Genomic DNA, 25497 nt, shown 5'->3' with positions numbered 1-25497 from the left:
AGTAATACTAATTATCCGAAGCTTTCTAAAGCACAACAACCGTTGTTTGCTCTTCGAGCTTAACTTCTTTCAATAATATGTCATTGTTTGGATGATGTGTGTTGCATTGGCAATGCGATCATGATGAACAATAAAGGCCTTTAGGTGCCTATATCGATGGTGTCCACCTCTTCCCATTCCGAACAGAGAAGTTAAGCCCATCAGAGCCGATGGTACTGCGGTAACACGTGGGAGAGTAGGTCGGTGCCCAATCTTAAAGAACCCTTGCAGCAATGCTGCAGGGGTTTCTTGTTTTATACCCAACCCAATTACGCTTATCCGTCTTAAATACCCCTTGGTTATAATGCAAAAGCCACCTCATAGAGGCGGCCTTTATTGGTTTCCTATATAAGTGGTATTTTATACTATCCCCTGAGCAATCATGGCATCAGCTACCTTTACAAAGCCTGCAATGTTTGCACCCCGGCCATAATTTATATATCCGCTTTCTTCTTTTCCGTATTTAACACAGACCTGGTGTATCTGTTCAATGATTTGCTTAAGCTTAATATTTACCTTTTCCCTGTCCCATGAGTAACGCAGGGAGTTTTGAGACATCTCCAGTCCGGATACGGCTACTCCGCCGGCATTGGCGGCTTTTCCGGGTGCGTAAAGGATTTTTGCTTGTTCAAATACATGAATAGCGCCGGGAGTTGATGGCATATTTGCACCTTCGGCAACGCAAAAACAGCCGTTTTCAACAAGTAATCTGGCATCTGCTTCGTCTAGTTCGTTTTGTGTAGCATTCGGAAATGCGATATCGCATTTTACAGACCATGGTTTTTGGCCTTCGATAAAAGTACAATTGAAATGTTTTGCATAGGTTTTGATCCTGCCTCTTTTTTGATTCTTCAGGTCCATGATAAAAGCCAGCTTTACAGCGTCTATGCCTTCAGGATCGTAGACATAGCCTTCTGAATCCGATACAGTGACTACTAAGGCTCCCATTTCAATACATTTTTCAATGGTATATTGTGCCACGTTTCCGGCGCCGGACACAATCACCCGCTTGTCTTTTAGGGAATCATTCCGGAGCTTGAGCATTTCTGCTACAAAATAGACTACTCCATACCCGGTTGCTTCCGGTCTGATGAGACTACCTCCCCATTCAGGGCCTTTTCCGGTTAGTACGCCGGTAAACTCGCCTTTGATGCGCTTATACTGGCCAAAGAGAAATCCAATTTCTCTGGCCCCAACGCCAATGTCACCTGCAGGAACGTCTATATCTGCCCCTACGTGGCGATAAAGTTCGGTCATAAAGCTCTGGCAGAACTTCATCACCTCCGCATCGGATTTGCCTTTCGGATCAAAGTCTGAGCCGCCTTTTCCTCCACCCATTGGAAGTCCCGTAAGGCTGTTTTTAAAGACCTGTTCAAAGGCCAGGAATTTAAGGACACTGAGATTTACTGAAGGATGAAAGCGAAGACCACCTTTGTAGGGACCGATAGCACTGTTCATTTGTACCCTGTAGCCACGGTTAATCTCTACTTCGCCCTGGTCATTCAGCCAGGGTACCCTGAATATAAGCACCCGTTCCGGTTCGGCTATTCTTTCCAGTATTTTATGGATTTTGTATTTGGGGTTATGTTCTGCAAATGGTACGATCGATTCAGCAACTTCATATACTGCTTGTAAAAATTCAGTCTCATGCCCATTTCTAAGTTCAATTTTCTTCATGAACTCCTGAATAGCTGTCTTCATGCTCAAATAATTTAGGTTGTCGTAAGATAGAGAAAAATCTATTTTTAGCTTATATTGTTCTTCGAAAACCAAACGACTTTATGAAGGCAAGGGGGCGCTTAATACTGATACTTTTCTCGGTAGTTATTTTTGTAGTATCGTTCTCGCATTGTATGGACTCAGATGATAAGCTGAAGGCTACAGAGACTGCCCGGGCCGATGAACATACTTGCCGGAAATGCCATGGAAAGATTTACGATGACTATCAGCATGAATGGCATGCGATGACTTCGAGGGCTTTAAGCGGAGATACAACGGTTGTAAGGGGAGGAAACCCCGAAGTACCGGAATATATATTTAACGAACACCTGAAGATGAAGGCTGAGAAGCGGACTGATGGCCTGTATCAGGTGGCTTACATAGATGGTAAACCGGGACCTGAACATCGTTTTGATATTGCTTTCGGATCGGGAAAGAATGCCCAGACTTATGGGTTCTGGAAGGGGAAGCAGCTTATTCAGCTACAAATGTCATATTTCAGAAGTGTAGACCAATGGACAAACAGTCCGGGATATCCGTCGTCTATCTATTACCAGGGCATAGGAATGCGGTGCCTGGAATGCCATACTTCATATGCTGAGGGAAAACGGATACCGGGTGATGCTATGATTAATCTGAAAGACGAAATTGAGCCTAAATCTATTGTTTGGAGTATTGACTGTCAGCGGTGCCATGGTGCCGGTGGACGGCATGTGGAATTTCATATGAAGCATCCGGAGGAAAAGGCTGCCAGGTATATCGCCCGGTTTATGGATCTGAGCCGTAAACAAAGGCTGGACGCTTGCGGAATGTGCCACTCGGGAAATAGCCTGGAGGTGATCAGATCACCTTATGCTTTTAAACCAGGGGACAGTATTTTAAATTACTATTCTTATGAGGCGGGCTCTTTTGCTTCGGCCCAGCAGGATGTACATGGCAATCAGCTTGGTTTGCTGGAAAAGAGTCTATGTTTCATCAGGAGTGGGGATATGAGTTGTCAGACTTGCCATAGCCCGCATAAACCGGAGGGCGAGGGGTTGATCGCGCATTCCAAAAAGTGCATGTCCTGTCACCCTGCAATCAAGCATAGTGAAAAGACCCTGGCAAATGCAATGGTAAAAACGAATTGTATCAATTGCCATATGCCGCTAAGACCTTCTGCGATCATTACTTATCAGCAGGCCGGAAAGAAGGATGTCACTGCTTATGAACTGCATACCCACCGGATTGCGGTGTATTAGCAGAGATGCCGGATACCTTGACTTACCAGGCATGAAGTAAGGGCAAAGAAAAACCCTTTCCCGGTTGGGGAAAGGGCTTGAGCTGTAGAAATATCTGTTAGAAGGAGAAATCGTCACTTTGGTACTTACCGATGCCATCGCTTTCGGAGTATTCATAGCGCTTTTCTACTACTTCCTGATGACTCTTAATGTAATCAACCGTTTCATTCAGGCCTTCAGCAAATTTCTCAAAATCTTCCTTGTATAAAAAGATCTTGTGCTTTACGAAAACGCCGTCTTCAAGTCTTTTTTTACTTTCGGTTAGAGTTAAGTAATAGTCTCCCGATCTGGTGGCTTTTACATCAAAAAAATAAGTTCTTTTGCCGGCCCTTACTTTTTTGGAAAAAACCTCTTCTCTCTCTTTGTTGTCAAATTCTCCCATAGTTGCTTTAGCTCTTGGTTTTGGTTGTCCGGTAAAATAAAGCAATTAATGTTAAACTTCAAAATCGAAATTAAACAGATTGGCTTTCTTCTTCAAGCAACTGGTTACGGTAGAGTTCTGCATAGCTGCCATCGAGATCAATTAATTCATTATGAGTGCCTTGTTCTACGATCTTCCCGTCATCGAGTACGACAATGAGGTCTGCATTCTTAATGGTTGATACCCGATGGGCGATAAGGATACTGGTTTTGCCTTTCATGAGCCGGCCCAGATTACTCAGGATCTCTTCTTCGGTACGGGTATCCACTGCAGAAAGACAATCGTCGAAAATGAGCAGTCTGGGCTGCTTGATCAGTGCCCTGGCGATGGAAACACGTTGTTTCTGTCCTCCTGAAAGTGTGATGCCACGTTCACCCAGCATGGTTTCAAAACGGTGTTCGAAACCTGCGATATTGTCATAGACTGCTGCATTTTTTGCTGCCTGTACAATCTGATCTTCAGAGACTTTGTCTAATCCGAATGCGATATTGTTGTTAATGGTGTCTGAAAAAAGGAACACTTCCTGGGGAACAAAACCGGTTTGATTGCGGTAATGCTGAAGGTGAAGCCGGTTGATCGCAGTATCGTCTATACTGATCATGCCGCTGTCTGCGTCATACATACGCATCATAAGATTAGCCAGTGTGGATTTTCCGGAGCCTGTACGCCCTATGATGGCAATAAACTGCCCGCTTTTGATATCGAAGCTGATATTTTTCAAAGCTTGTATACCGGTATCCGGATAGGTGAAGCTGACATTTCTGAAACTGATGTCGCCTACGAGTTCCTGTTTTACGGTACCTGAGGTAATATCTGGTTTGAGCTGAAGGAATTCATTAATGCGCTTCTGTGAGGCCGCGGCACGTTGTATGAGGGTGGTCACCCAGCCGAGCATCGAAACGGGAAAGGTAAGCTGGTTGACATAGACAATGAATTCGGCTATATTGCCTGCGGTAATATTACCATTGATGACCTGTTTTCCACCGATATAAATGGTAAGTATGGTACTTAGGCCGACGAGCAGGATCATTGCAGGATAAAAAAGTGCCTGCACCTTTACTAATCCCATCGCATTGGCTTTATATTCCTGGCTTTCCTGTGCGAAGATCTCTCGCGTATGCTTTTCCCTGACATAGGACTTGATGACCCTGATGCCTGAAAACCGTTCCTGTACGAAGCTGGACAGCCTGGATAACTGTTCCTGTATCTGTTCGCTTTTTTTGTTGATCAGTGTATTTACGAAATAAATAATGATGACCAGGAAAGGAAGCGGAAGCAGACAGAATACGGCGAGGGTAAAGTTAACGGAGAACATGGCGTAGATGACCAGCAGGAAGAGCACGGTGGTATTAATGGCGTACATGATGGCGGGACCGACATACATGCGTACCCTGTTGACATCTTCTGTGGCACGGTTCATAAGGTCTCCGGTGGTGTTTTTACGATAGAACCCCAGGCTGAGCTGCTGGTAATGGGCGTAGATCTCGTTTTTCATGTCAAACTCAATGTGTCTCGACATGAGGATGATCGTCTGGCGCATGAAGAAGAGGAACAGCCCTCTGAGCAGGTACAGTACAAGCACAAGGGCACCAAAGTAAAAAAGACTGTAACTGAAGATGTCATAAATGATCTGTTGCCTTTCAAAGCCCTCGAAAAGATTGTAAACCTGAATGTTCTCCGTAATGAGGTTGAAGGCATGTCCGATCACCGGCGCGGGTATGACCCCGAAAATATTGGAGATGATGACGAAAAGTATGCCGGGTACGATCCACCCTTTATATTTATAGAAGTATTTGTTTAAAAAACTGAGGTGCCGCATGGTCTGGTAAAGTTAGCCCAAAAGCTGATATTTTTTAAGTTTCTTCGGTTAATCCAATGTAATTAATCCTTTTTATATTAGTTTTGCGGCATATCTGATAAATAAGCAGCATATGTCCGGTAACAGCAGTACAGTAAATTCCATTTTAGACCAAATAGGCGCGTCTGGCCATAAAAAGGTGGTTTTCTGCAATGATCCTGATACCGGCTTAAAAGCAATCATTGCCATTCACGACACAACCCTGGGACCTGCGATCGGTGGCACGCGTATGTGGAACTATGCAAGTGAAGCAGAAGCCCTCGAAGATGTGCTGAGGTTAAGCAGGGCGATGACTTACAAGTCAGCCATTACCGGCATTAACCTTGGCGGTGGCAATGCTGTGATCATCGGGGATTCCCGCAAGCAGAAATCCGAAGCGATGATGAGGAGCTATGGCAGGTTCATTAAAAACCTGAACGGGGAATTTATTACTGCGGAAGATGTGGGTACGAATACGCGTGACATGGAATATATCCGCATGGAGACTACTCATGTGACGGGTGTGCCTGAATCATTGGGAGGAGCAGGGGATCCTTCTCCGACTACCGCTAAGGGTGTATACCTTGGGATCAAGGCATGTGTCAAAGAGGTCTTCGGTACCGATATGCTGGCAGGGCGTTCCGTGGTTGTACAGGGAATAGGAAATGTGGGCGAGCATCTGGTAGAACTGCTGAGGGCTGAAAACGTAGAGGTATACATCAGCGACATTAACGAGGACCGGTTGCAGCATGTGGCGAGAACCTATAAGGCTAAGCCTATAGCTGCTGACAAGATATTCGGGCTCAATGCAGATATCTATGCCCCATGTGCACTTGGGGCCACTGTAAATGACCGGACCATTGATAAAATGAAGTTCGCGATCATTGCCGGTTCTGCGAATAACCAGCTGGCCGATGAGCAGGTGCATGGTAAGAAGCTACTGGAGAAGGGAATTCTTTTTGCACCTGATTATCTCATCAATGCGGGCGGACTGATCAGTTGTTATTCCGAACTGACCGGTTATGGTAAAAAACGCACTACACAACTAACTGAAAATATCTATAACGCAACACGTGACGTAATCAAGATGTCCAAAAAGGACAACATTCCTACAGTTTGGGCGGCCAACCGCATAGCTGAGCAGAGAATCATTGATATTAAAAAAATAAAATCATCATTTTAATTAAATAAACAGGTAATACACCACTCGTTCTTACATTCATGTTAAACAGAAGGCATTTAAGAATTAAAGCCCTGCAAAATATATTTGCTTGGCACATGACAGAAAAAAAGGACCTTACGGCTGCGAAAAAAGCGCTGATGAAGAGTATCGATGACGTCTATGAGATGTATATGTGGATGCTTTCGCTGCTCGTAGAGATCACAGAATATACCAGCATTGACGCTACGGAAAGAGCAAATAAACATTTGCCAACCGCTGAGGATAAAAACCCTAACCTGAAGCTGCAGCTCAATAAATTTGCGGTAACACTGAAGGAAAACCCTGAATACATTGCGGCTGTAAAAAAATACAGGATCAACTGGATGGCAGATCCCGAGTTCGTGAAGGCAATCTTCAATACACTGAAAGTTACGCAGGAATACGCAGATTACCTTGCGGATCCTGTGAACGAACTGGAGGAATCTAAAACGATCATCAAGTATATCTTCAGGAAGATTATCCTGAAAAGCCACAATATTATTCAGGCTTTTGAAGACAAATTTATCAACTGGTCTGTCGATAAGGAAGTGATGCAGGGTATGGTGGCAAAAACGATTAAGAATTTTGTGAGTGAAGATCCTTTTTCGAACAAGCTCACCCCGATCAGTCAGGATTGGGATGAGGACGGGAAATTTGTGGAAGACCTTTTTGTATATACTTTGAAGTATGACAAGGATTACCAGGCTTTGATTGCAGAGCGTACAAAAAACTGGGAGTCTGAGCGGATCGCGCTTATGGATACGATCCTGATGAAAATGGCGATCTGTGAACTGATGAATTTTCCTTCGATACCAGTAAAGGTGACGATCAACGAATATCTTGATTTATCAAAAGATTACAGTACACCGAAGAGTAATTCGTTTATAAACGGTATCTTGGACAAGATAATGGGTGACCTGAAGCGGACTAACAGTATCAAGAAAGCTGGTCGCGGATTAATTGAAGAATAACCAATATGAAAAAAGTTCTATTAGTAGCATGTACGACGCTTATACTTGCAGCGTGTCAACAGTCAGACAAAACCGCATCGGGAGCGGACAGTACGGAAGTTGCCAAAACGACAGACGTACCTGCGGACTCTCTGCATAAGGATGGACCGGTGTTGAATTTCGAAACGGAACGGTATGATTTCGGAAAGATTAAAAAAGGTGAGCTGGTAAGCTATAGCTTTAAATTCAAGAATACCGGTGCAAAGCCGCTGATCATTAAGGAAGCTATCGCGACCTGCGGCTGCACCGTGCCTGAGCCGCCGAAAGATCCTATACTTCCCGGCAAGTCGAGTGAGTTAAAGGTGGTATTTCATAGCGAAGGTAAACCGGTTGGAGCAGTGAATAAGCCTATAAATGTGATATCAAACGCATTGAACAGTACTGTTCAGCTGCTTTTAGTTGGAGAAATTACAGAATAACAATATATAGACTATGACATTAAATTTGATATTGCAGGCTGCCGGTGGAGGTAATATGCTGGGTACGCTGGTTCCAATGGTGCTGATTATGATCGTGTTCTACTTTTTCATGATCAGACCACAGATGAAAAAGGCAAAGGAACATAAGAAACTGGTGGAAGGATTAAAACGTGGCGATAAGATTGTAACTACTGCAGGGATACATGGTAAGATCGTAGATATGAACGATACGACTTTCCTGATCGAAGTAGAAGGTGGCACCAAGATCCGTTTTGACAAGTCAGCGGTTTCGCTGGAAGCAACGAAGGCCTCGGCTCCTAAACCGGCTGAGGCGGCTAAGGCCTGATCGGTTGTTAAAGATTAAGGAAGCCGCTCGTTTATCCGGGCGGTTTTTTTTTGGACTCAGCTGATTTTTTTTCGTTATTTTACTGCTATGCCATTAATAAAGCTTACGATCATAGAAAGAAAGCGGATTCTGACGCTGTTCACCTGTTTGCTAATGGCGGTTATCGCATGGCTTTTCCTGTCACTGAACAATAAATACAGGTATTCGGCAAAAACGGTACTGGTGTATAAGAACTTTCCGCAAAAAAAGGCTTTTCATGCTTTACAGTCGGATACGGTAGACCTTCAGGTAGAAGGTACGGGCTGGCAGTTGCTTTTTGCAAGGCTAAGGATTAAACCGCAATCAATTGCGATTAGCCTTGAAAAACTGAACAGCAGGAACTTTATCGTGTTCTCTGAACAATTGGCTGATATCAACCGCCAACTGGAGACTTCTCAGCGGATTATGTCTGTCGTGCCGGATACATTGTATTTTGATTTTTCCCAAAGGGCAGTAAAGAAGGTGCCGGTGAAGCTGGTATATGATTTTAGTTTTGCAAAACAGTATGGGATAGCTAATGACATTGTCCTCAATCCGGATCATGTGACCTTACTGGGACCTGACAAGGAATTGAAGCGGATCGGTGAATGGCCGACTGACACACTGAGGCTTTATGACATGCAGTCTACTACTGTAGCGCGTATTGCCATGATGCGTAATAATATGAAAAATGTAAATATTTTTCCGGCCACAGCTGAAGTGAGGATACCTGTAGATGAATTTACGGAGAAAACAGTGGAACTGACGCTCAATGTCATGAACAACAGAGAATACGAGGACATCAGGCTTTTTCCGAAAAAAGTAAAGGTAACCTTCCTGGTACCCTTATCTAAATATCAGCAGATCAACGAAAACTATATGGATGCCATAGTGGACATTGAGGAATGGAAGACGATGGGCCATCACCGGCTCAGGGTAAGGATCAACAGGTTTCCCGATCATTGTAAACTGATTTCGGTTTCGCCGGCGAAGGTAGATTTTATCATTGAAAAATAATGGTTAAGGCAGGAATTACAGGTGGGATAGGGAGTGGCAAGACCACGGTGTGCCGGATATTTGAAACCTTAGGTGTCCCGGTGTTTTATGCAGACAATGCGGCTAAGGCTATAATGACTACTGATCCTTTGCTGATGAATGGTATCAGAGATACATTTGGCAGCGAGAGTTATTTTGACAATGGTGCACTGAACAATAAACATATCGGAAATATTGTCTTTAATGACATAAAGGAATTGGAAAAGCTTAATGCCCTGGTACATCCAGCTGTTTTCAGGGCATTTGATGCCTGGGTGTCCAAGATATCGCCGGATAGTCCTTATGTATTGAAAGAAGCTGCATTATTGTTTGAAAGTGGTTCTTATAAAATGTGTGACGTCAATATCCTGGTAGTTGCGCCCGAAGTACAACGATTGCAGTGGGTAATGCAACGTGACGGCGTATCTGCCGATGCAGTAAGGATACGTATGGATAAGCAACTTACAGATGAGGAGAAGATAAAGATGGCGGACAGGATTATTTATAACGACGAGCGGCATTCACTGGTCGCCCAGGTGATGGAGTTGCATGAGTTTTTCACAGGAGGGCGATAAGTGATACTGGATGATTTTATTGTCCTGGACAATACGGGCCTGTATTGCCGTTATGGCCAGTTTTATCTGGATCCTAAGTTTCCGGTACCAAGAGCGGTGATCTCTCATGCCCATGGTGACCATGCTGTAGGCGGCAATGGGGAAGTCTACTGCACAGGGCCTACGCAGCGCTTTATGGAGCATCGGTATAAGCGCTTTGCGGCCCAGAGGTTTCATATTTACGGTTACAGGCATGAGTTTTTGCTGAATGGCGTGAAGATCAGTTTCCTTCCGGCGGGGCATATGCTTGGATCGGCAATGGTTCTGATGGAATATCAGGGGGTAAGGTATCTTTACACGGGCGATTATAAATTGCAGCCGGACCTGACCTGCGAACCGGTCGAATTGGTTGGGGCAAATGTGCTGATTACCGAAACGACATTTGCGGACCCTGATTTTTCGCATCCGGATGCAGTGGGAGAAGTATTGAAACTGAATGATGTCCGCGGAAATATCATGCTCGGTGCTTATGCATTGGGTAAGTCCCAGCGGCTCATTAGTTTAATTAGTAAGTATTGTACAGAAAAGAGGATATTGCTTCACCACAGTATAGTGCCTTTTGCCCGCATTTATGAAGAGATGGGGATTACACTTGGTAAATATGAAGTATACGACAGAAAGCTGATGAAGCAGCAAAAGGATCATATGATTTATATGGTACCACCAATGGTCTTCAATAGTTATTTCAGGGCTGTAAATGTCGTCAGGGTGTTTGCAACGGGCTGGAAATATCTTCAGCAGGGAAACCCGCTGCAGTTGTTGATCTCGGATCACGCCGATTGGGACGATATCCTGCTTACTGTTGACCGTGTGAAGCCCGAGCAGATCTGGACCAATCATGGGAATGGAAGGTATCTTCAACAGCACCTCGAAAAAAAATTGGTCGTTAAATTGCTTAACTGATCTGGGATGATGCAGTTAACGAAAAATTGATCGCGCATGCAGTTGCAGACAGAAACACATACTTCCAGATTTGAGAGCGGGTACCAGCAGGCCATTGTGAATGTACTGTTTACTTATGCCTGGTGTATAGACAGGCTGAAGCAGGTAATTACACCTTATGATATTACAACCCAGCAGTTCAATATACTCAGGATCTTACGGGGGCAGTACCCGAACCCGTCTACGATAAACCTGCTCCGGCACAGGATGCTGGACAAAATGAGTGATGCTTCCAGGATTGTGGAACGGTTGGTGCAGAAGGGTCTGGTGGTTAAATCGGCCAACGGATCAGATAAACGGGCGGTAGATATCCTGATCAGCGAAAAAGGACTTTTCTTGCTGGAGCAGATGGACAGGGAAGTAAGTATCTCCGATATTATATCTGCAAACCTGACGGAAGCAGAGGCGGAGCAACTGAATCTACTACTGGATAAAATGAGAGGATAAACACCCGGTCGGTCGCAGCTTAATGGCTATGACCATGACCGGAACTGAAATAGCCGATCAGTGCTACTGCAAGGCCACAAAGCACCGCGATCATTTTGCGTTTGGTTACCTTGTGGTCCACGCTGGACTCGAACAGGATCGTAGTGGAAATGTGCAGGAAGATACCGATGACAATGCCCATGATCTTATTGAAATAGGCTTCAATGCCACCAATAGAACCATTGCTCAGGCCGTTACTCACATAAAAGCCAAGCGGTGCCATCAATGCGAACAGCGAAATAAAGAACACGACCTTGTTTTTCTGATAACGATTCTGGACTAGTATACTGCTTAATGCAAAAGCCGCAGGAATGTGATGAAGGGCAATTCCGAAGATAAGGGCATTGTGCTGGTCCTTGGCCAGGGGCATCCCTTCCAGAAAGGCATGAAGGCAAAGGCTGATCATGATGCCGTAGGGAAAAACATGATGCTCATGGTGCCTGTGGATGTGTCCGTGTTCGACTCCCTCTGAGAACTGTTCGAGGAAGACTTGCAACAGGAAGCCGGCTAGTATAAACACACCGATTTCTTCAGACTCGCTGCCGTGGTAAGCATCCGGAATCAGGTGCAATACCGTAATGGCAAAAAGATAGGAGCCACTGAAGGATAAGATCAGCTTAAGGAGTTGTGATTTATCGCTCCTAACCAGGAAGATGGCGCATCCGCCCAAAAAGGCGCTTAAAAATAAAATGAGGAGCTTCCAGATTTCCATTATAATTCGGGTTGCAGTGTACGGAAAAGTTTTGAGGTGGTCAGGCCAATAATTGTTCCCAGGAGCGCTCCGGTGATGACGTCAACGGGATAGTGCACACCTACATAGACCTGGGCGAACGAAATGATGAAGGCCCAGAAGAGCCCCAGGGGCAATATTGGTTTCCATCGTTTATAAAATATCATAATCAGGAAAACTGCCAGGGCAAAATGGTTGGTGGCATGTGCCGAAGGAAAGCTGTAGCCTGAACCGCAGGGCACTCTGTGAATGATCTCGTTGATCAGTGCTGGCTCATTGCATGGCCTGAGTCTCAGCATGGCAGGTTTGATGAGCCTTGAGGCCATCAGGTCGCCCATGGCGAAAGTGAAAAGCAACATACCGATGATGTACCAGCCTTTTTTCCTGTATTCCCGTACACAAAAGATGATGATGAAGAGATAGAGCGGAGCCCAGGTAAACCTGTTGCGCATCAGGGGCATCAGCCAGTCAAAGAAGGGATTGGCCAGCCCGCGGTGGATCTTCAGGAACAGTTCGACATCAAATTGCTGTAAACTTTCGATCATGCTTTCTTGCAGATTAAGATCAGACGGTCAGAATGAATCTCATCGTAGGGCTCCAGTGCATAACTGCCAAAGGTGGCAGCTATCTGCAGTCCGCTCTTTTCGAACATACGCTCGAAATCAGTAAGTGTAAAAGCCTGCACCCTTTCTTCAAAGGCATATGCCTTACCTCTGTGTTCAAAGTTGATGTGTTTGATGATCTTGCCTCCGGACACGAATTTATGCAAGTGGAACTCGATGCCTTCCAGGGTCTTTATCTCCTGATGTGTGAGGTTACTGACGATCTTCTGGGTGTTGAAATAATCGATGACCAGTGTGCCGTCAGTTTTCAGCCCTTTCCTGAAGGCTTTGAGTGCATTTACATGGTCCTTTTCGCTTTCAAAATAGCCAAAGCTGGTAAACATGTTCAGCGCGATGTCGAAGTAGTTGATAAAGGCCAGCCTGCGCATATCATGGACAAAGAAATGAAGGGTCTTCTGCTCGAACTGCTGCGCATAACGGATATTTTGCTCCGAAAGGTCTATGCCGGTCACATCGTATCCTTTTTTATGCAGGTAAACGGCATGGCGCCCTCTTCCGCAGGCAATGTCCAGTATCCTGGACCCGGCCTGGGGCCTGAGGTAGGCGGAAAGATTGTCAATTAAGAATTCTGCTTCGGCATCGTCCCGCTGGCTGTAAAGGACATGATAAAAAGGGGAGTTAAACCAATATTGAAACCACTTCCGCTGCATGGCACTGTACTTTGTTGTTTTAGAAAGGGACAAAGATAGTGTTTTGTCAAGTATGGCGGGGGATTATTTGCCTGTAGAGGCTTTTGTCCATTTTTTCCTACTTTTGGAAAAAATAAACAGACCTTGACACTGATAAAATCTATTTCGGGAATAAGGGGCACGATCGGCGGAATTGCCGGTGAAGGACTGACCCCAATTGATATCGTAAAATTTGCTGCAGCTTATGGCTCCTGGGTAACTGCAAAGACAGGTCGCAGGAAGATCGTATTGGGCCGTGATGCCAGGATATCTGGTGAAATGCTGAATAATTTGGTGGCCGGAACACTGCAGGGTCTTGGTATAGAAGTAGTGGATCTCGGCCTGTCTACTACACCGACTGTGGAAATTGCTGTTCCGCTGGAAAAGGCTGCAGGGGGAATTATCCTTACGGCAAGCCACAATCCCAAGCAATGGAATGCGTTGAAGCTACTGAATGAAAAGGGCGAGTTTATTAGTGATGCGGATGGTAAGGAAGTTCTGGAGATCGCGGAAAATGCGGCTTTTGAGTTTGCCGGTGTAGATGAATTGGGCAGTATTACAAAAAATGACACTTATCTTCAGAAGCATATTGACCTGATCCTGGCGTTACCACTGGTTGATGTGGCTGCCATTAAAGCGGCCGGTTTCAAGATCGCTGTTGATTGCGTGAATTCTACCGGCGGCATATTTGTACCTGCATTATTAAAGGCGCTGGGTGTGGAGACTGTGTACGAATTGTACTGTGAGCCTGATGGTCATTTTCCGCACAACCCGGAGCCGCTGCCTGAAAACCTGACGGAGATCGCCAGACTGGTTCAGACGAAGAATGCCGACCTGGGCATTGTGGTAGATCCCGATGTAGACCGCCTCTGCTTTGTCAATGAGGATGGCAGCATGTTTGGCGAGGAGTATACGCTGGTGGCCATTGCAGATTACGTTTTGACGCATACCCCCGGGAACACGGTCTCTAATCTTTCTTCTACCCGCGCATTGCGCGACGTTACGGAAAAGGCAGGACGTAAATATCATGCTGCGGCGGTAGGCGAGGTCAATGTTGTGAATCAGATGAAGGCGGTGAATGCGATTATCGGCGGAGAGGGTAACGGGGGTGTCATTTATCCTGAACTCCACTATGGACGGGACGCGCTTGTGGGCATTGCATTGTTTCTAACCCACCTGGCCAAATATGGTAAATCTATATCCGTATTGCGCAGCAGTTATCCTGCTTACCATATCTCCAAGAACAAGATTACCCTTACGCCGGAAATGGATATAGACGGCCTGCTGCTCCAGGTGCAGGAACGCTACAAAAGCCAACCACATACAACCATTGACGGATTGAAGGTTGAATTTGACAAGGAATGGGTACACTTGAGGAAATCCAATACGGAGCCGATCATCAGGATTTATAGTGAGGCCAGTACCGAAACTGTGGCAGAGAACCTTGCTGCTAAGATCATTGCAGATATCAGGGAAATTTTAAAGTTAAGCTAAATGGAAAGGATTTATCTGGACAATGCGGCTACAACGCCTCTCGACCCGGAAGTAATCACCGAAATGACCGATGTTATGCAGCGTTATTATGGTAATCCGTCATCTATACATGCACAGGGCAGGGAGGTGCGCACGCTGATCGAAAAAGCCAGAAAAACAGTTGCGGGCTTATTGAATGCTGCTCCTGCTGAGATCTTCTTTACTTCCGGTGGTACTGAGGCGGACAATACCGCTATACGGGGAGGTATCGCTGCCTTTAACCTGCGGCATGCCATCACTTCCCGTATTGAGCATCATGCAGTTGAACATACGCTCACTGCTTTATTGCAGCAGGGTGTTATTGATAAACTCAGTTTTGTAGATGTTGATGATAAGGGCAATATAGACTATAGACATCTGGAGGAGCTTTTGCGAGATAATGAACGTTCATTTGTTTCCCTGATGCATGCCAATAATGAAATCGGAACATTGACCGATATCGACCGGGTAGGGGAACTGTGTTCGCAATATCATGCCATTTATCACTGTGATACCGTGCAGACCATGGGGCACTATCCGCATGATGTGCGTAGGCTGAAGGTACACTTCCTGGCCTGCTCGGCGCACAAGCTGCATGGCCCAAAGGGAGCGGGCTTTATTTATATCAATCATGATATCAAGATTGGCCCTATGATCTTTGGAGGTGCGCAGGAACGCAATATGCGTGGTGGTACCGAGAATGTTTATGGCATAGCTGGTCTGGCTAAGGCCCTGCAATTGGCATACAGGGATATGGACCTGCACCAAAATTATATACAGGGGCTGAAGGATTACCTTAAAACGCGTCTGCTGGCTGAAATACCTGACGTACAGTTTAACGGAGAGACGGATGCAGATAAAAGCTTATATACCGTGCTTAACGTATCCTTTCCGCCTTCTGATATGGCTGATATGTTGCTGTTCAACCTGGATATCAACGGTGTCTCGGCATCTGGGGGAAGTGCCTGCTCGTCCGGTTCTAATATTGGTTCTCATGTGCTGACAGCTATAGGTACCGATCCTGAACGCCCGTCTGTCAGGTTCTCCTTCAGTAAATACAATACCAGGGATGAGCTGGACCAGGTAGTAGAAAAAATCAAACAGATTGTGTCTATGGTTGTTAATTAAGTGGAAATGTATAATTCATTCACTTAACACATCTGCTATGAATACTATTGAAAAGAAAGATCAGGATAAAAAGAAAACGGTGCTGAAGGAATCGGACCGGAATGTCGAAAATGAAACATCTGGGGAGACTTCCTCGGCAGCGCATTTTGACCGGACAGGTTTTAGTAAAACGCCGGAACGTAAAAACAGGCCGCTGGGCTCAAGCCATGAGCCAGGAACTGTGCCAGGCACAGAATAGCCTAAAGGTAACAAAAATAAAACACGGCCCTAAAAGGCCGTGTTTTTTGTTTTCCGGCCTTCTGTACTTTTCTGATTTCTGAAAATAACTTTATATTGGCGTCAAATAACAGGCTGGGGGGATTGGGATATTACACATAAATATGTTTATTTGTGTTAAATTGCTAAAACGATTTAAACTTAGAGCCTACAGAAAACCAAACAACCAGAATGTATCTGACCGTTTTTCGGCATACACATGATGAACCTATAAAATATGATTAAACAACTGTTAACCGCCTCACTTGTTGTGGCATCTCTGGGCAGCTTTGCCCAGTATGTTGAAAAGGTGAATGATCCTGTAGAATGGATCAACCCACTAATGGGCACCCAGAGTAAGCCTTCATTGTCTAACGGCAATACTTATCCATCCATTGCCGTGCCTTGGGGCATGAACTTTTGGACACCGCAAACCGGTAAGATGGGTGACGGATGGGCCTATACCTATGATGCGGACAAGATCCGCGGCTTCAAACAGACCCATCAGCCTTCACCCTGGATGAATGACTATGGTCAGTTTGCGATAATGCCGGTAACCGGTAAGCTCCGGTTCAACCAGGATGACCGTGCAAGCTGGTTTTCGCACAAGGCGGAGATTGTAAAACCTTATTATTATAGCGTATATCTGGCTGATGCAGATGTGACTACAGAGATCGCGCCAACCGAAAGGGCTGCACAGTTCCGGTTCACTTTTCCGAAGTCGGATGAATCTTATGTTGTAGTGGATGCATTTGATAAGGGTTCCTATATTAAGATTATTCCTTCCGAACGCAAGATCGTAGGTTATAGCACTAAACATTCACACAAGGTACCGGAGAACTTCAAAAACTACTTTGTCATTTATTTTGACAAGCCATTCGTTTCTGCGAGTTCCTGGAAAGGCAATGAGCTTGCCAAAGATGTACTTGAACTGACAGATGATCACGTGGGTGCTGTAGTAGGTTTTAAAACGGCCAAAGGCGAGAAGGTGAACATGAAGGTCGCTTCTTCATTTATCAGCATAGAACAAGCTGATATCTCCTTGAAACGTGAATTGGCAAACGACAGTTTTGAAGCGACAAAAGATAAGGCTAAGGCTGTATGGAGCAAGACCTTGAGCCGTGTAAGCGTGGAAGGCGGTACGATTGACCAGATCCGTACTTTTTATTCTTGTCTTTATCGTACTTTGTTCTTCCCGAACAAACTTTATGAGATAGATGCCAGTAACAAAGTAATGCATTGGAGCCCTTATAATGGTAAGGTGCTTCCTGGCTATATGTTTGCGGGAACGGGTTTCTGGGACACCTTCCGTGCCCTCTATCCTTTCCTGAACCTGATGTATCCGGAAATCAACCGGGAAATGCAGCAGGGCCTGGCTAATGATTTTAAAGAAGGCGGCTGGCTGCCCGAATGGTCAAGCCCTGGTTTGGCTAGTGTAATGGTAGGCAACAATTCTGCTTCTGTGGTCGCTGATGCTTATCTGAAAGGCATCCGTGGACAGGATATGAATGTATTATGGGAAGCGTTGAAACATGGAGCGAATAATGAAGGACCAATGCCTGCAGTAGGACGTTATGGTGTGAAATATTACAATGAGCTTGGTTATGTGCCTTACGATGTGAAAATTAATGAAAATGCAGCCAGAACACTGGAATACGCATATGATGATTTTGCAATCTACCAGCTGGGCAAAGCTTTGGGCAAGCCTGCATCTGAGATCGATATTTACAAGAAACGCGCGATGAACTATAAGAATCTGTTTGACCCGGCCTATGGTCTGATGCGCGGCAAAAATAAAGACGGACAGTTCCAGTCGCCGTTCAATCCGTTCAAATGGGGCGACGCCTTTACTGAAGGAAATAGCTGGCACTATTCATGGTCGGTGTTTCAGGACATAGCTGGCCTGGCCAAACTTATGGGTGGTAATGATAAATTTGTTCAAAAACTGGATTCTGTTTTCACGCTGCCGCCGATCTTCGATGATAGCTACTATGGGGGAGTGATTCATGAGATCCGCGAAATGCAGATTGCCAATATGGGCCAGTATGCGCATGGCAATCAGCCGATCCAGCACATGATCTACCTTTACAACTATGGTGGTGCACCTTGGAAGGCCCAGTACTGGGTCCGCGAGACCATGAACCGGATGTATAAGGCTACACCTGATGGTTATTGCGGCGACGAGGACAATGGACAAACCTCGGCATGGTATGTATTTGGTGCGCTTGGTTTTTATCCGGTAACACCTGCTACAGATCAGTATGTATTGGGAACTCCATATTTCAAAAAGGTAACGCTGAACCTTGAAAATGGCAAACAAATCATTATCAACGCACCGAAAAACAGTGATGACAATCGTTATGTAAATGCATTGAAGGTGAATGGTGCTGCCTATTCTAAAAACTGGCTGAGCCATACGGCCCTGCAAAAAGGCGCAGTACTCGACTTTGATATGTCAGCTACGCCAAATAAACAGCGCGGTGCCAATGAGGCTGACTTCCCTTATTCGATGTCTACTGATCCTGCCATTAAATAGTACGCACACAACACGATCTAAAACCAAATACACAACGAAAAGGGCCTCAATTGAGGCCCTTTTTATATTTTATGGAATTTCTGTTTTTAAATGATGAGCTGCGACCTCTTTCTCGAGATCTTTACTAATGATTCATCATTTTGATAAAAGTGGCCAGTTTGGCCTTCATCTGACGGCGGTCAACGATGAAATCAAGGAAGCCATGCTCCAATACAAACTCGGCAGTCTGGAAGCCTTTAGGCAGATCCTTCTTGATGGTCTCTTTAATGACCCTTGGCCCCGCAAACCCGATCAGTGAGCCTGGTTCGGCAATGTTAATATCACCCAGCATTGCATAAGAGGCGGTTACACCACCTGTAGTGGGATCGGTCAGTAAGGAAATATAAGGTATTTTTGCCTGGCTCAGTAAAGCAAGTTTCGCAGAAGTCTTGGCCATTTGCATCAGTGAAAAGGCAGCTTCCATCATCCGGGCACCGCCCGACTTCGAAATCATCAGGAAAGGAATCCTGTGTTTGATAGAATAATCGATACAACGGGCTATCTTCTCACCAACAACAGAACCCATTGAACCGCCAATAAAATTAAAGTCCATACAGGCAACGACCAGGTCTTCCCCTTCAATCTTACCATGTGCAGCACGGATTGCGTCTTTGAGGCCGGTCTTAGCTGAACTTTCCACCAGTCTGTCCTTGTAGGGTTTTGTATCCACGAAATTCAGCGGGTCACCAGATTTCAGGTTGCCGAACAGTTCCTTAAACTCGTTGTCATCGAACAGCACCTGGAAATATTCTTTGGAACCTATCCTTAAATGATAGTCACAGTATTGGCAAACATACTTGTTTTCTACAAGATCAGCAGTATGCAAGGGCTTTTTGCAATTCGGACACTTATTCCATAAGCCATCCGGTGCTTCTTTCTTTTCTTCGGTAGAGGTACTTATTCCTTTTTTTTCTCTTCTAAACCAAGCCATGTTATTTCTTGAAAATGCGACTACAAAGAAACGAAAAAATTCGGGAACAGTTCATAGATAATACAGCTTTGGCTTTGCCCGACCCGATATTTTTGCTAACTTCGGCATACATTAAAATATTAAAAATGAGTTTAAAAGGTTACAAGGGAGTAATTTATGGAGATGCTGTTCAGGAATTGTTTGAACAGGCAAAGAAACACCAGTTCGCATTACCAGCAGTAAATGTTACCGGTACGAATACCGTCAATGCAGTTATGGAAACGGCGAAGGCGGTCAATTCTCCGGTGATCATCCAATTGTCCAATGGCGGGGCGCAATTCTATGCAGGAAAGACACTGAATAACGAAGGCCTTCAGGCCTGCATCCTCGGTGCAGTATCGGCTGCCAAGCATGTGCACCTGCTGGCAGAACACTATGGCGTAGCAGTAATACTGCATACTGACCATGCCGCTAAAAAACTGCTGCCATGGATCGACGGATTACTTGATCATGGTGAGAAATTCTTTGCAGAACATGGAAAGCCACTGTTCTCTTCGCACATGCTGGACCTTTCGGAAGAGTCCATTGAAGAAAATATGGAGATCTCTGCCAAATACCTTGAGCGTATGTCTAAAATGGGCATGACCATCGAAATCGAGCTGGGTGTTACCGGCGGAGAGGAAGATGGTGTTGACAATAGTGATGTTGATAGCTCAAAGCTCTATACCCAACCATCTGAAGTGGCTTATGCTTATGAGGAACTGAGCAAGGTTAGCGATAAATTTACCGTAGCCGCTGCTTTTGGTAACGTGCATGGTGTATATAAGCCAGGCAATGTAAAGCTTCAGCCTGTAATCCTGAAAAATTCACAGGACTTCATCCGTGAAAAATTTGGACTATCGGCCGAGAAGCCGATCAACTTCGTATTCCATGGCGGTTCAGGTTCTTCTCAGGAGGAGATCAGAGAAGCAATTTCTTACGGAGCCATCAAGATGAACATTGATACCGACATGCAATGGGCATTCTGGGAAGGTATTCACGAATATTATTTGAAGAACGAAGCATATCTGCAAGCTCAGATCGGCAATCCCGAAGGTGAAGATAAGCCTAATAAAAAATATTATGATCCGCGTGTATGGTTACGTAAGGGCGAGGAAAATTTTGTTAAGCGTCTTACCCAGGCTTTCGAAGATCTCAACTGTAAAGACGCCAGTGATAAACTATAAATCCTGGTTAGCAATACCTTAAAGAAAGCGTCATAAGAAGTTAAACTTATGGCGCTTTTTTTGCATATAACAATACATTCAAACATTCAGGAAAAATGGACTCACTTCAGGTAGATAAAATCAATACTCAGAACGATTTGGAAAAAGCATTTGCTGTAAGGAAAGCCGTATTTGTGGAAGAACAGCACTGTCCTCCTGAACTCGAGTGGGAACATGAAGACGAAGCCGTACATTTTCTGGCAACGATCAATGGTGAGCCTTGTGGTGCCGCCCGCTGGCGTAAGACTGATAAGGGTTATAAACTTGAACGCTTTGCCGTGCTGAAGCCTCACCGTGGTAAAAGGATAGGGCAGGCGCTGCTGGCTGCTGTTCTTTCAGACCTTCCGGCCAATGCAGATTACATTTACCTGCATGCTCAACTGGACGCAGTCAGACTTTATTCAAGGTTCGGTTTCATGCCCGAGGGGGACCACTTTGACGAAGCTGGTATCCGGCATGTAAAAATGGTCAAACATACCTGAACCCTAGTTACGGGCCAAAGATACTGGAAGAAAATACCATTGCTTCCTGCCATTTCTTCATATCCAGTCCAAGTTCTAAACCTTGTTCCGAAAGATAGGAGATCAATTCTTCCGTCGCCAGGTTGCCTGTAAGTTCATCCTTAGCCATAGGGCAGCCGCCAAAGCCTCTCAGCGCACTGTCAAACCTACGGCAGCCCGCATTATAGGCAGAAGCAATCTTTTCCCGGCTGGTCTCCGGCGTGCTGTGCAGATGCAGCCCGATCTCTGTATCTATAAAACAATCTTGCAGTAATGGAAGCAGGGTGCTAATCTTTTCCGGCGTACTCTCGCCTGTTGTGTCCGATAAGGCAAATATATTTACTCCGTAGGCTACTAGTTGCTCCATCCAATGCTTAACCACTTCAGGGGTCCAGGGGTCACCATAGGGATTACCAAATCCCATGGAAATATAAACGATAGCCGTCTTTCCATTGCGGTCACACAGCTCTAATATTCTTTTCACCATCTCAGCAGATTGTACAATGCTGGAATTTGTGTTTCGTTGTTGAAAGGTCTCCGAGACGGAAAATGGAAACCCCAGGTAACTGATCTCCTCAAAGCCCGCAGCCTCCTCTGCACCCCTTAGGTTGGCTACGATGGCCAGCAAGCGCGTAACTGTGGTGGAGATATCCAGCCTGGATAGTACTTTACGAGTGTCCTGCATTTGCGGCACTGCCCTGGGTGATACGAAACTGCCGAAGTCAAGTGTATCGAATCCTACCTGCAGCAGCGTATTCAGATACTCTGCTTTTAGCTCCGTCGGAATGAATTTGTGGATGCCCTGCATGGCATCACGTGGGCATTCTATCAGTTTTATCTTGTTTGTTCCCATAAACCAGTTCAATCAAAGATATCCTTTTATAACAACAAAGGCACCCTATGGGTGCCCTTTGTCAGTTAATTTATATTAGGTTGCTTTCGCTTACTTCTTTTTATTGCTGCCCAAATCGATCACGATAGGAGTAGAGATGCAGAGCGAAGAGTAAGTACCAATGATACGCCCAATCAGCAGCGCGAAGATAAAGCCCCTGATGCTTGCGCCGCCGAAGATAAAGATCACCAGTAACACGAAGAATACGGTCAGTGAAGTTAGTATTGTACGGCTTAGGGTACTGTTTAATGCGAAATTGATCAGCTGGTTCCTTTCTTCGCCATGAAGGTCGTCTTTACCGGCTTCGCCCAGTTTCTCACGGATACGGTCAAATACAACTACGGTTTCCGTCATCGTATAACCCATCACCGTAAGGATTGCAGCGATAAAGTCCTGTCCGATCTCCAGCGGAAAGGGCATTACGCCGTCCAGGATTGTATAGAACGACAGTACCAGAAGCACGTCATGGAACAAGGCGATTACTGCACCAAGACCATAGTTCAGTTTCTTGAATCGCACCACTATATAAAAGAACATTACGAGACAGGAGAACAGGATCGCACCATAAGCACCGTAAACGATGTCACTGGCAATAATTGGACCTACCTTCTCATTGCTTTCGATCTTATATTTGGCACCTGTTTGGTCTAGCCCGTCGGTCAGCGCCTTTTCCACCAGTTTATCTGCACCAGTGTCGGTATCGGTAATGTGGAAAGTCGTTGTGATCTTCAGTTCGTTATCCGCACCTGCGGTCTTTACGATGGTTTCTGATTCAGGGAACACAACGTTCAGTTTAGATTTTACGTCTTCCGTGTTCATGCCCTTGTCAAAATGCACGATATAGGTCCTTCCACCTTTGAAGTCGATACCCAGGTTAAGACCACCGTTTTTGAAATAGAAAATCACACCCAGGATGATGATGATAGAAGAAATGGTATAGTATTTTTTCCTGTGACCAACAAAATTGTATGCCATGTTCTTGAAGGCATGGATCGTCATTTTGTTACCAAAGGTGATGTTCGATTTTTTCTCCAGCAGGTAATCAAATACCAGACGGGAGATCAGCACTGCACAGAACAATGAAGACAGGATACCAATACACAGCGTAGTCGCAAAGCCTTGTACCGGACCGCTGCCGAAGATGTAAAGGATCACACCAAGTACAAGTACAGTTACGTTAGAGTCGATGATAGAGGACATCGCGTGTTTAAAACCTTCGCTGATGGCCACAGGCGTAGGGCGGCCTGCAGTCAGCTCCTCACGCACCCTTTCAAAGATCAGAATGTTCGCATCCACCGAAAGACCGATAACCAATACGATACCCGCAATACCAGGCAAGGTTAGTACAGCACCCAGGGACACTAACACACCCATAATGAAGAACAAATTGATCACGAGTGCCAGGTTAGCTACCCAACCTGCCTTGTTGTAATAAAGTGCCATGAAGATCAGGATCACAACAAAAGCCAGTACGAAGGACAAAAGCCCGTTGTGTATCGCAACCTCACCCAAAGACGGGCCTACTACATATTCACCCACTATCCTTGCAGGCGCAGGTAGTTTACCCGCCTTCAGGATATTAGCCAAATCCTGAGTGTCGTTTAAGGTAAAGTTACCGGTGATTGAGGAAATGCCATTTGGGATTTCATTCTGAACAGTAGGGGCAGAATATACTGTGTTATCCAGTACGATTGCAATTGCTTTTTTATTATTTGGATCGGCAGAAGCGTCAGCAGTGATTTTCTTCCATTTCTGAGCGCCTTCACCGGTCATATACATCGTTACCTCAGGCTTGCCTTTCTGGTCATAATCATGACGGGCATCGCTGATCGCTTCGCCACCCAGATCGGGTTTTCCGTCTGTAGAAGTTACTTTAATGGCATATAAGCCGAATATTTTAGCAGCACCTGGTGTGGTAACTCCCAAATCTTCAGGTTTGGCGCTCCACATAAACTTATAACTCTGTGGAATGATAGCGGCAATTTCAGGTCTTCTAAAATAGGCATTTACCTTAGCAGTATCTTTTTGCGCCACATAACCTACCACTGGTCCCGGACGTAAAGCCATTTGCCCGTTCTGAGCCTGATAGCTCGGGGGAGTCATTACAGAAAATAACGGGTTAGATTTTGCGGCTTCAATACGTTGTGCAGCAGCAGAAGTGTCTTTAGTGTCTTTTGACTTGGCCAGGTTAGCCAGTTTACTTCCTGAGGCAGTTTTGGAAGTATCTCCAGCAGCCTTAGCAATTGTATCTGCTGTCTTTAATGTAGCGGCAAGGGTCTTATTAATGTTTTCCATAACCGGATACACTTCTTCGTTGCTGTACACCTGCCAGAACTGCAGCTCGGCAGATCCCTGAAGCAGCTTATGCACACGTTCCTTGTCCTGTACACCTGGCATCTCGATCAGGATGCGGTTGGTACCTTCCTGCTTCTGCATGTTCGGACTCACCACACCGAAACCATCGATACGGCTCCTGATAATGATGAATGAGCGGTCAATTGCGCTGGTCGCCTCTTTAGACAGGTATCTCTTTACCTCATCATTGCTTGCATCCGGCTTCAGCACAGAAGCATTGTCCTGATTCGAAAAGTAGTCGGCCAGCTTCACTCCAGGAGAAAGCTTTTCAAACTCAGAAACAAACAAACTGATAAAGTCTTTGCCACCTGCATTCAACTGGGTTTGGGCTGCAGACAATGCCTTATTGAAATTAGGGTCATCGGTGTTTCCTGAAAGGGATTTCACCAATTCGCCCAGTGAAATTTCCATAGTCACGTTCATACCGCCCTTCAGGTCAAGACCAAGATTGATTTCTTTTCCTTTACAGAACTGATAATTGAACCCAAACAGTGGATAAACCGGTACTGTAGCCATTGAGTCCAGATAGGCCTTTTCCTTTTCCGGGTCACCTTTGGCATAAGCTTTTGCGTCGTTTTCAACCTTGGAGGTTACAAAGTTGAAAGAGAGAGAATACACACAGACAATACCCAATAGTATTGCCATAAATTTAATAAAACCTTTACCCTGCATTGTTTGTTGTTATAATTCTATATCAGCTATATCTATTTTTTACAA

24 protein-coding genes and 1 rRNA gene are annotated in these 25497 nt (G+C 45.3%); 16 read left to right on the top strand and 9 right to left on the bottom strand.

Going from position 1 to position 25497, the window contains the following annotated elements:
- Nucleotides 1-140 precede the first annotated feature (140 nt).
- A 5S ribosomal RNA gene (gene rrf, locus P2W84_RS13615) occupies nt 141-252 on the top strand.
- A 147-nt stretch (nt 253-399) separates the two neighbouring features.
- Here the strand turns inward: rrf and gdhA are convergent.
- Nucleotides 400-1740, bottom strand: a complete 1341-nt coding sequence (gene gdhA / locus P2W84_RS13610) for an NADP-specific glutamate dehydrogenase (RefSeq protein ID WP_276090690.1) — start codon at nt 1738-1740, stop codon at nt 400-402.
- An 80-nt stretch (nt 1741-1820) separates the two neighbouring features.
- Between gdhA and P2W84_RS13605 the strand changes: the two genes are divergently transcribed.
- On the top strand, nt 1821-2999 hold the full coding sequence (locus P2W84_RS13605) for a hypothetical protein (RefSeq protein ID WP_276090689.1): 1179 nt from the start codon (nt 1821-1823) through the stop codon (nt 2997-2999).
- A 97-nt stretch (nt 3000-3096) separates the two neighbouring features.
- Here the strand turns inward: P2W84_RS13605 and P2W84_RS13600 are convergent, their stop codons facing one another.
- Nucleotides 3097-3420: a DUF3276 family protein gene (locus P2W84_RS13600; protein WP_276090688.1), complete on the bottom strand. Its 324-nt coding sequence runs from the start codon at nt 3418-3420 to the stop codon at nt 3097-3099.
- A 70-nt stretch (nt 3421-3490) separates the two neighbouring features.
- Nucleotides 3491-5278, bottom strand: a complete 1788-nt coding sequence (locus P2W84_RS13595; protein WP_276090687.1) for an ABC transporter ATP-binding protein — start codon at nt 5276-5278, stop codon at nt 3491-3493.
- A gap of 112 nt (nt 5279-5390) precedes the next feature.
- Between P2W84_RS13595 and P2W84_RS13590 the strand changes: the two genes are divergently transcribed.
- The 8 genes from P2W84_RS13590 to P2W84_RS13555 all read left to right on the top strand — a co-directional run bounded on the left by P2W84_RS13590 (nt 5391) and on the right by P2W84_RS13555 (nt 11328).
- Entirely contained in the window at nt 5391-6479 is a 1089-nt protein-coding gene (locus tag P2W84_RS13590; protein ID WP_276090686.1) for a Glu/Leu/Phe/Val dehydrogenase dimerization domain-containing protein, read from the top strand.
- 95 nt (nt 6480-6574) lie between these two features.
- The gene (gene nusB / locus P2W84_RS13585) at nt 6575-7468 is read left to right on the top strand and encodes a transcription antitermination factor NusB (protein WP_276090685.1); all 894 of its coding nucleotides are present in this window, start codon (nt 6575-6577) and stop codon (nt 7466-7468) included.
- A gap of 5 nt (nt 7469-7473) precedes the next feature.
- Nucleotides 7474-7926, top strand: coding sequence for a DUF1573 domain-containing protein (locus tag P2W84_RS13580; protein WP_276090684.1), 453 nt, complete (start codon nt 7474-7476; stop codon nt 7924-7926).
- A 13-nt stretch (nt 7927-7939) separates the two neighbouring features.
- Entirely contained in the window at nt 7940-8272 is a 333-nt protein-coding gene (gene yajC / locus P2W84_RS13575; protein ID WP_276090683.1) for a preprotein translocase subunit YajC, read from the top strand.
- A gap of 87 nt (nt 8273-8359) precedes the next feature.
- Nucleotides 8360-9307, top strand: coding sequence for a YbbR-like domain-containing protein (locus tag P2W84_RS13570; protein WP_276090682.1), 948 nt, complete (start codon nt 8360-8362; stop codon nt 9305-9307).
- Nucleotides 9307-9900 carry a dephospho-CoA kinase gene (gene coaE / locus P2W84_RS13565; RefSeq protein ID WP_276090681.1) on the top strand — a complete coding sequence of 198 codons (594 nt, stop codon included), beginning with the start codon at nt 9307-9309 and terminating at the stop codon, nt 9898-9900. The genes P2W84_RS13570 and coaE overlap by 1 nt, the downstream gene beginning before the upstream one ends.
- Nucleotides 9901-10842 carry an MBL fold metallo-hydrolase gene (locus P2W84_RS13560; RefSeq protein WP_276090680.1) on the top strand — a complete coding sequence of 314 codons (942 nt, stop codon included), beginning with the start codon at nt 9901-9903 and terminating at the stop codon, nt 10840-10842. It abuts the gene before it with no gap.
- Between the two features lie 36 nt (nt 10843-10878).
- Nucleotides 10879-11328: a MarR family transcriptional regulator gene (locus tag P2W84_RS13555; RefSeq protein WP_276090679.1), complete on the top strand. Its 450-nt coding sequence runs from the start codon at nt 10879-10881 to the stop codon at nt 11326-11328.
- Nucleotides 11329-11347: 19 nt separating this feature from the next.
- Here the strand turns inward: P2W84_RS13555 and P2W84_RS13550 are convergent, their stop codons facing one another.
- From P2W84_RS13550 to P2W84_RS13540, 3 genes are read right to left on the bottom strand one after another with little or no spacing between them, the layout of a single operon-like run.
- Nucleotides 11348-12079, bottom strand: coding sequence for a ZIP family metal transporter (locus P2W84_RS13550; protein WP_276090678.1), 732 nt, complete (start codon nt 12077-12079; stop codon nt 11348-11350).
- Nucleotides 12079-12642 (bottom strand): phosphatase PAP2 family protein, encoded by a 564-nt coding sequence (locus P2W84_RS13545; protein WP_276090677.1) that lies wholly within the window; start codon nt 12640-12642, stop codon nt 12079-12081. The genes P2W84_RS13550 and P2W84_RS13545 overlap by 1 nt, the downstream gene beginning before the upstream one ends.
- Nucleotides 12639-13370 carry a class I SAM-dependent methyltransferase gene (locus P2W84_RS13540; protein ID WP_276090676.1) on the bottom strand — a complete coding sequence of 244 codons (732 nt, stop codon included), beginning with the start codon at nt 13368-13370 and terminating at the stop codon, nt 12639-12641. The genes P2W84_RS13545 and P2W84_RS13540 overlap by 4 nt, the downstream gene beginning before the upstream one ends.
- Nucleotides 13371-13493: 123 nt before the next feature.
- On the opposite strand from P2W84_RS13540, the gene glmM reads away from it, so the two are divergent.
- The 4 genes from glmM to P2W84_RS13520 all read left to right on the top strand — a co-directional run bounded on the left by glmM (nt 13494) and on the right by P2W84_RS13520 (nt 18819).
- Entirely contained in the window at nt 13494-14882 is a 1389-nt protein-coding gene (gene glmM, locus P2W84_RS13535) for a phosphoglucosamine mutase (RefSeq protein ID WP_276090675.1), read from the top strand.
- Entirely contained in the window at nt 14883-16028 is a 1146-nt protein-coding gene (locus P2W84_RS13530) for a cysteine desulfurase family protein (protein ID WP_276090674.1), read from the top strand. It begins immediately after the preceding gene.
- Between the two features lie 37 nt (nt 16029-16065).
- A complete protein-coding gene (locus tag P2W84_RS13525) occupies nt 16066-16266 on the top strand; it encodes a hypothetical protein (RefSeq protein WP_276090673.1) in 201 nt (66 codons plus the stop codon).
- A gap of 255 nt (nt 16267-16521) precedes the next feature.
- A complete protein-coding gene (locus tag P2W84_RS13520) occupies nt 16522-18819 on the top strand; it encodes a GH92 family glycosyl hydrolase (protein WP_276090672.1) in 2298 nt (765 codons plus the stop codon).
- 124 nt (nt 18820-18943) lie between these two features.
- On the opposite strand, the gene accD is transcribed toward P2W84_RS13520, so the two are convergent.
- Complete coding sequence (accD, locus tag P2W84_RS13515; protein ID WP_276090671.1) at nt 18944-19789, bottom strand: acetyl-CoA carboxylase, carboxyltransferase subunit beta; 846 nt, start codon at nt 19787-19789, stop codon at nt 18944-18946.
- Between the two features lie 125 nt (nt 19790-19914).
- Between accD and fbaA the strand changes: the two genes are divergently transcribed.
- The gene (gene fbaA, locus P2W84_RS13510) at nt 19915-20994 is read left to right on the top strand and encodes a class II fructose-bisphosphate aldolase (protein WP_276090670.1); all 1080 of its coding nucleotides are present in this window, start codon (nt 19915-19917) and stop codon (nt 20992-20994) included.
- A 95-nt stretch (nt 20995-21089) separates the two neighbouring features.
- Nucleotides 21090-21515 (top strand): GNAT family N-acetyltransferase, encoded by a 426-nt coding sequence (locus P2W84_RS13505; RefSeq protein ID WP_276090669.1) that lies wholly within the window; start codon nt 21090-21092, stop codon nt 21513-21515.
- Between the two features lie 7 nt (nt 21516-21522).
- Here P2W84_RS13505 and P2W84_RS13500 read toward each other — a convergent pair whose 3' ends face one another.
- Nucleotides 21523-22386 (bottom strand): hydroxymethylglutaryl-CoA lyase, encoded by an 864-nt coding sequence (locus P2W84_RS13500; protein WP_276090668.1) that lies wholly within the window; start codon nt 22384-22386, stop codon nt 21523-21525.
- A gap of 90 nt (nt 22387-22476) precedes the next feature.
- Entirely contained in the window at nt 22477-25452 is a 2976-nt protein-coding gene (gene secDF / locus P2W84_RS13495; protein WP_276090667.1) for a protein translocase subunit SecDF, read from the bottom strand.
- Nucleotides 25453-25497: the final 45 nt, after the last annotated feature.

Origin of the sequence: Pedobacter sp. JY14-1, assembly GCF_029269825.1 — a bacterium.
Classification (GTDB): Bacteria; Bacteroidota; Bacteroidia; order Sphingobacteriales; family Sphingobacteriaceae; genus Pedobacter.
Note: the sequence above shows the minus strand (reverse complement) of the source record. Positions and strands in the feature narration are given on the sequence as shown.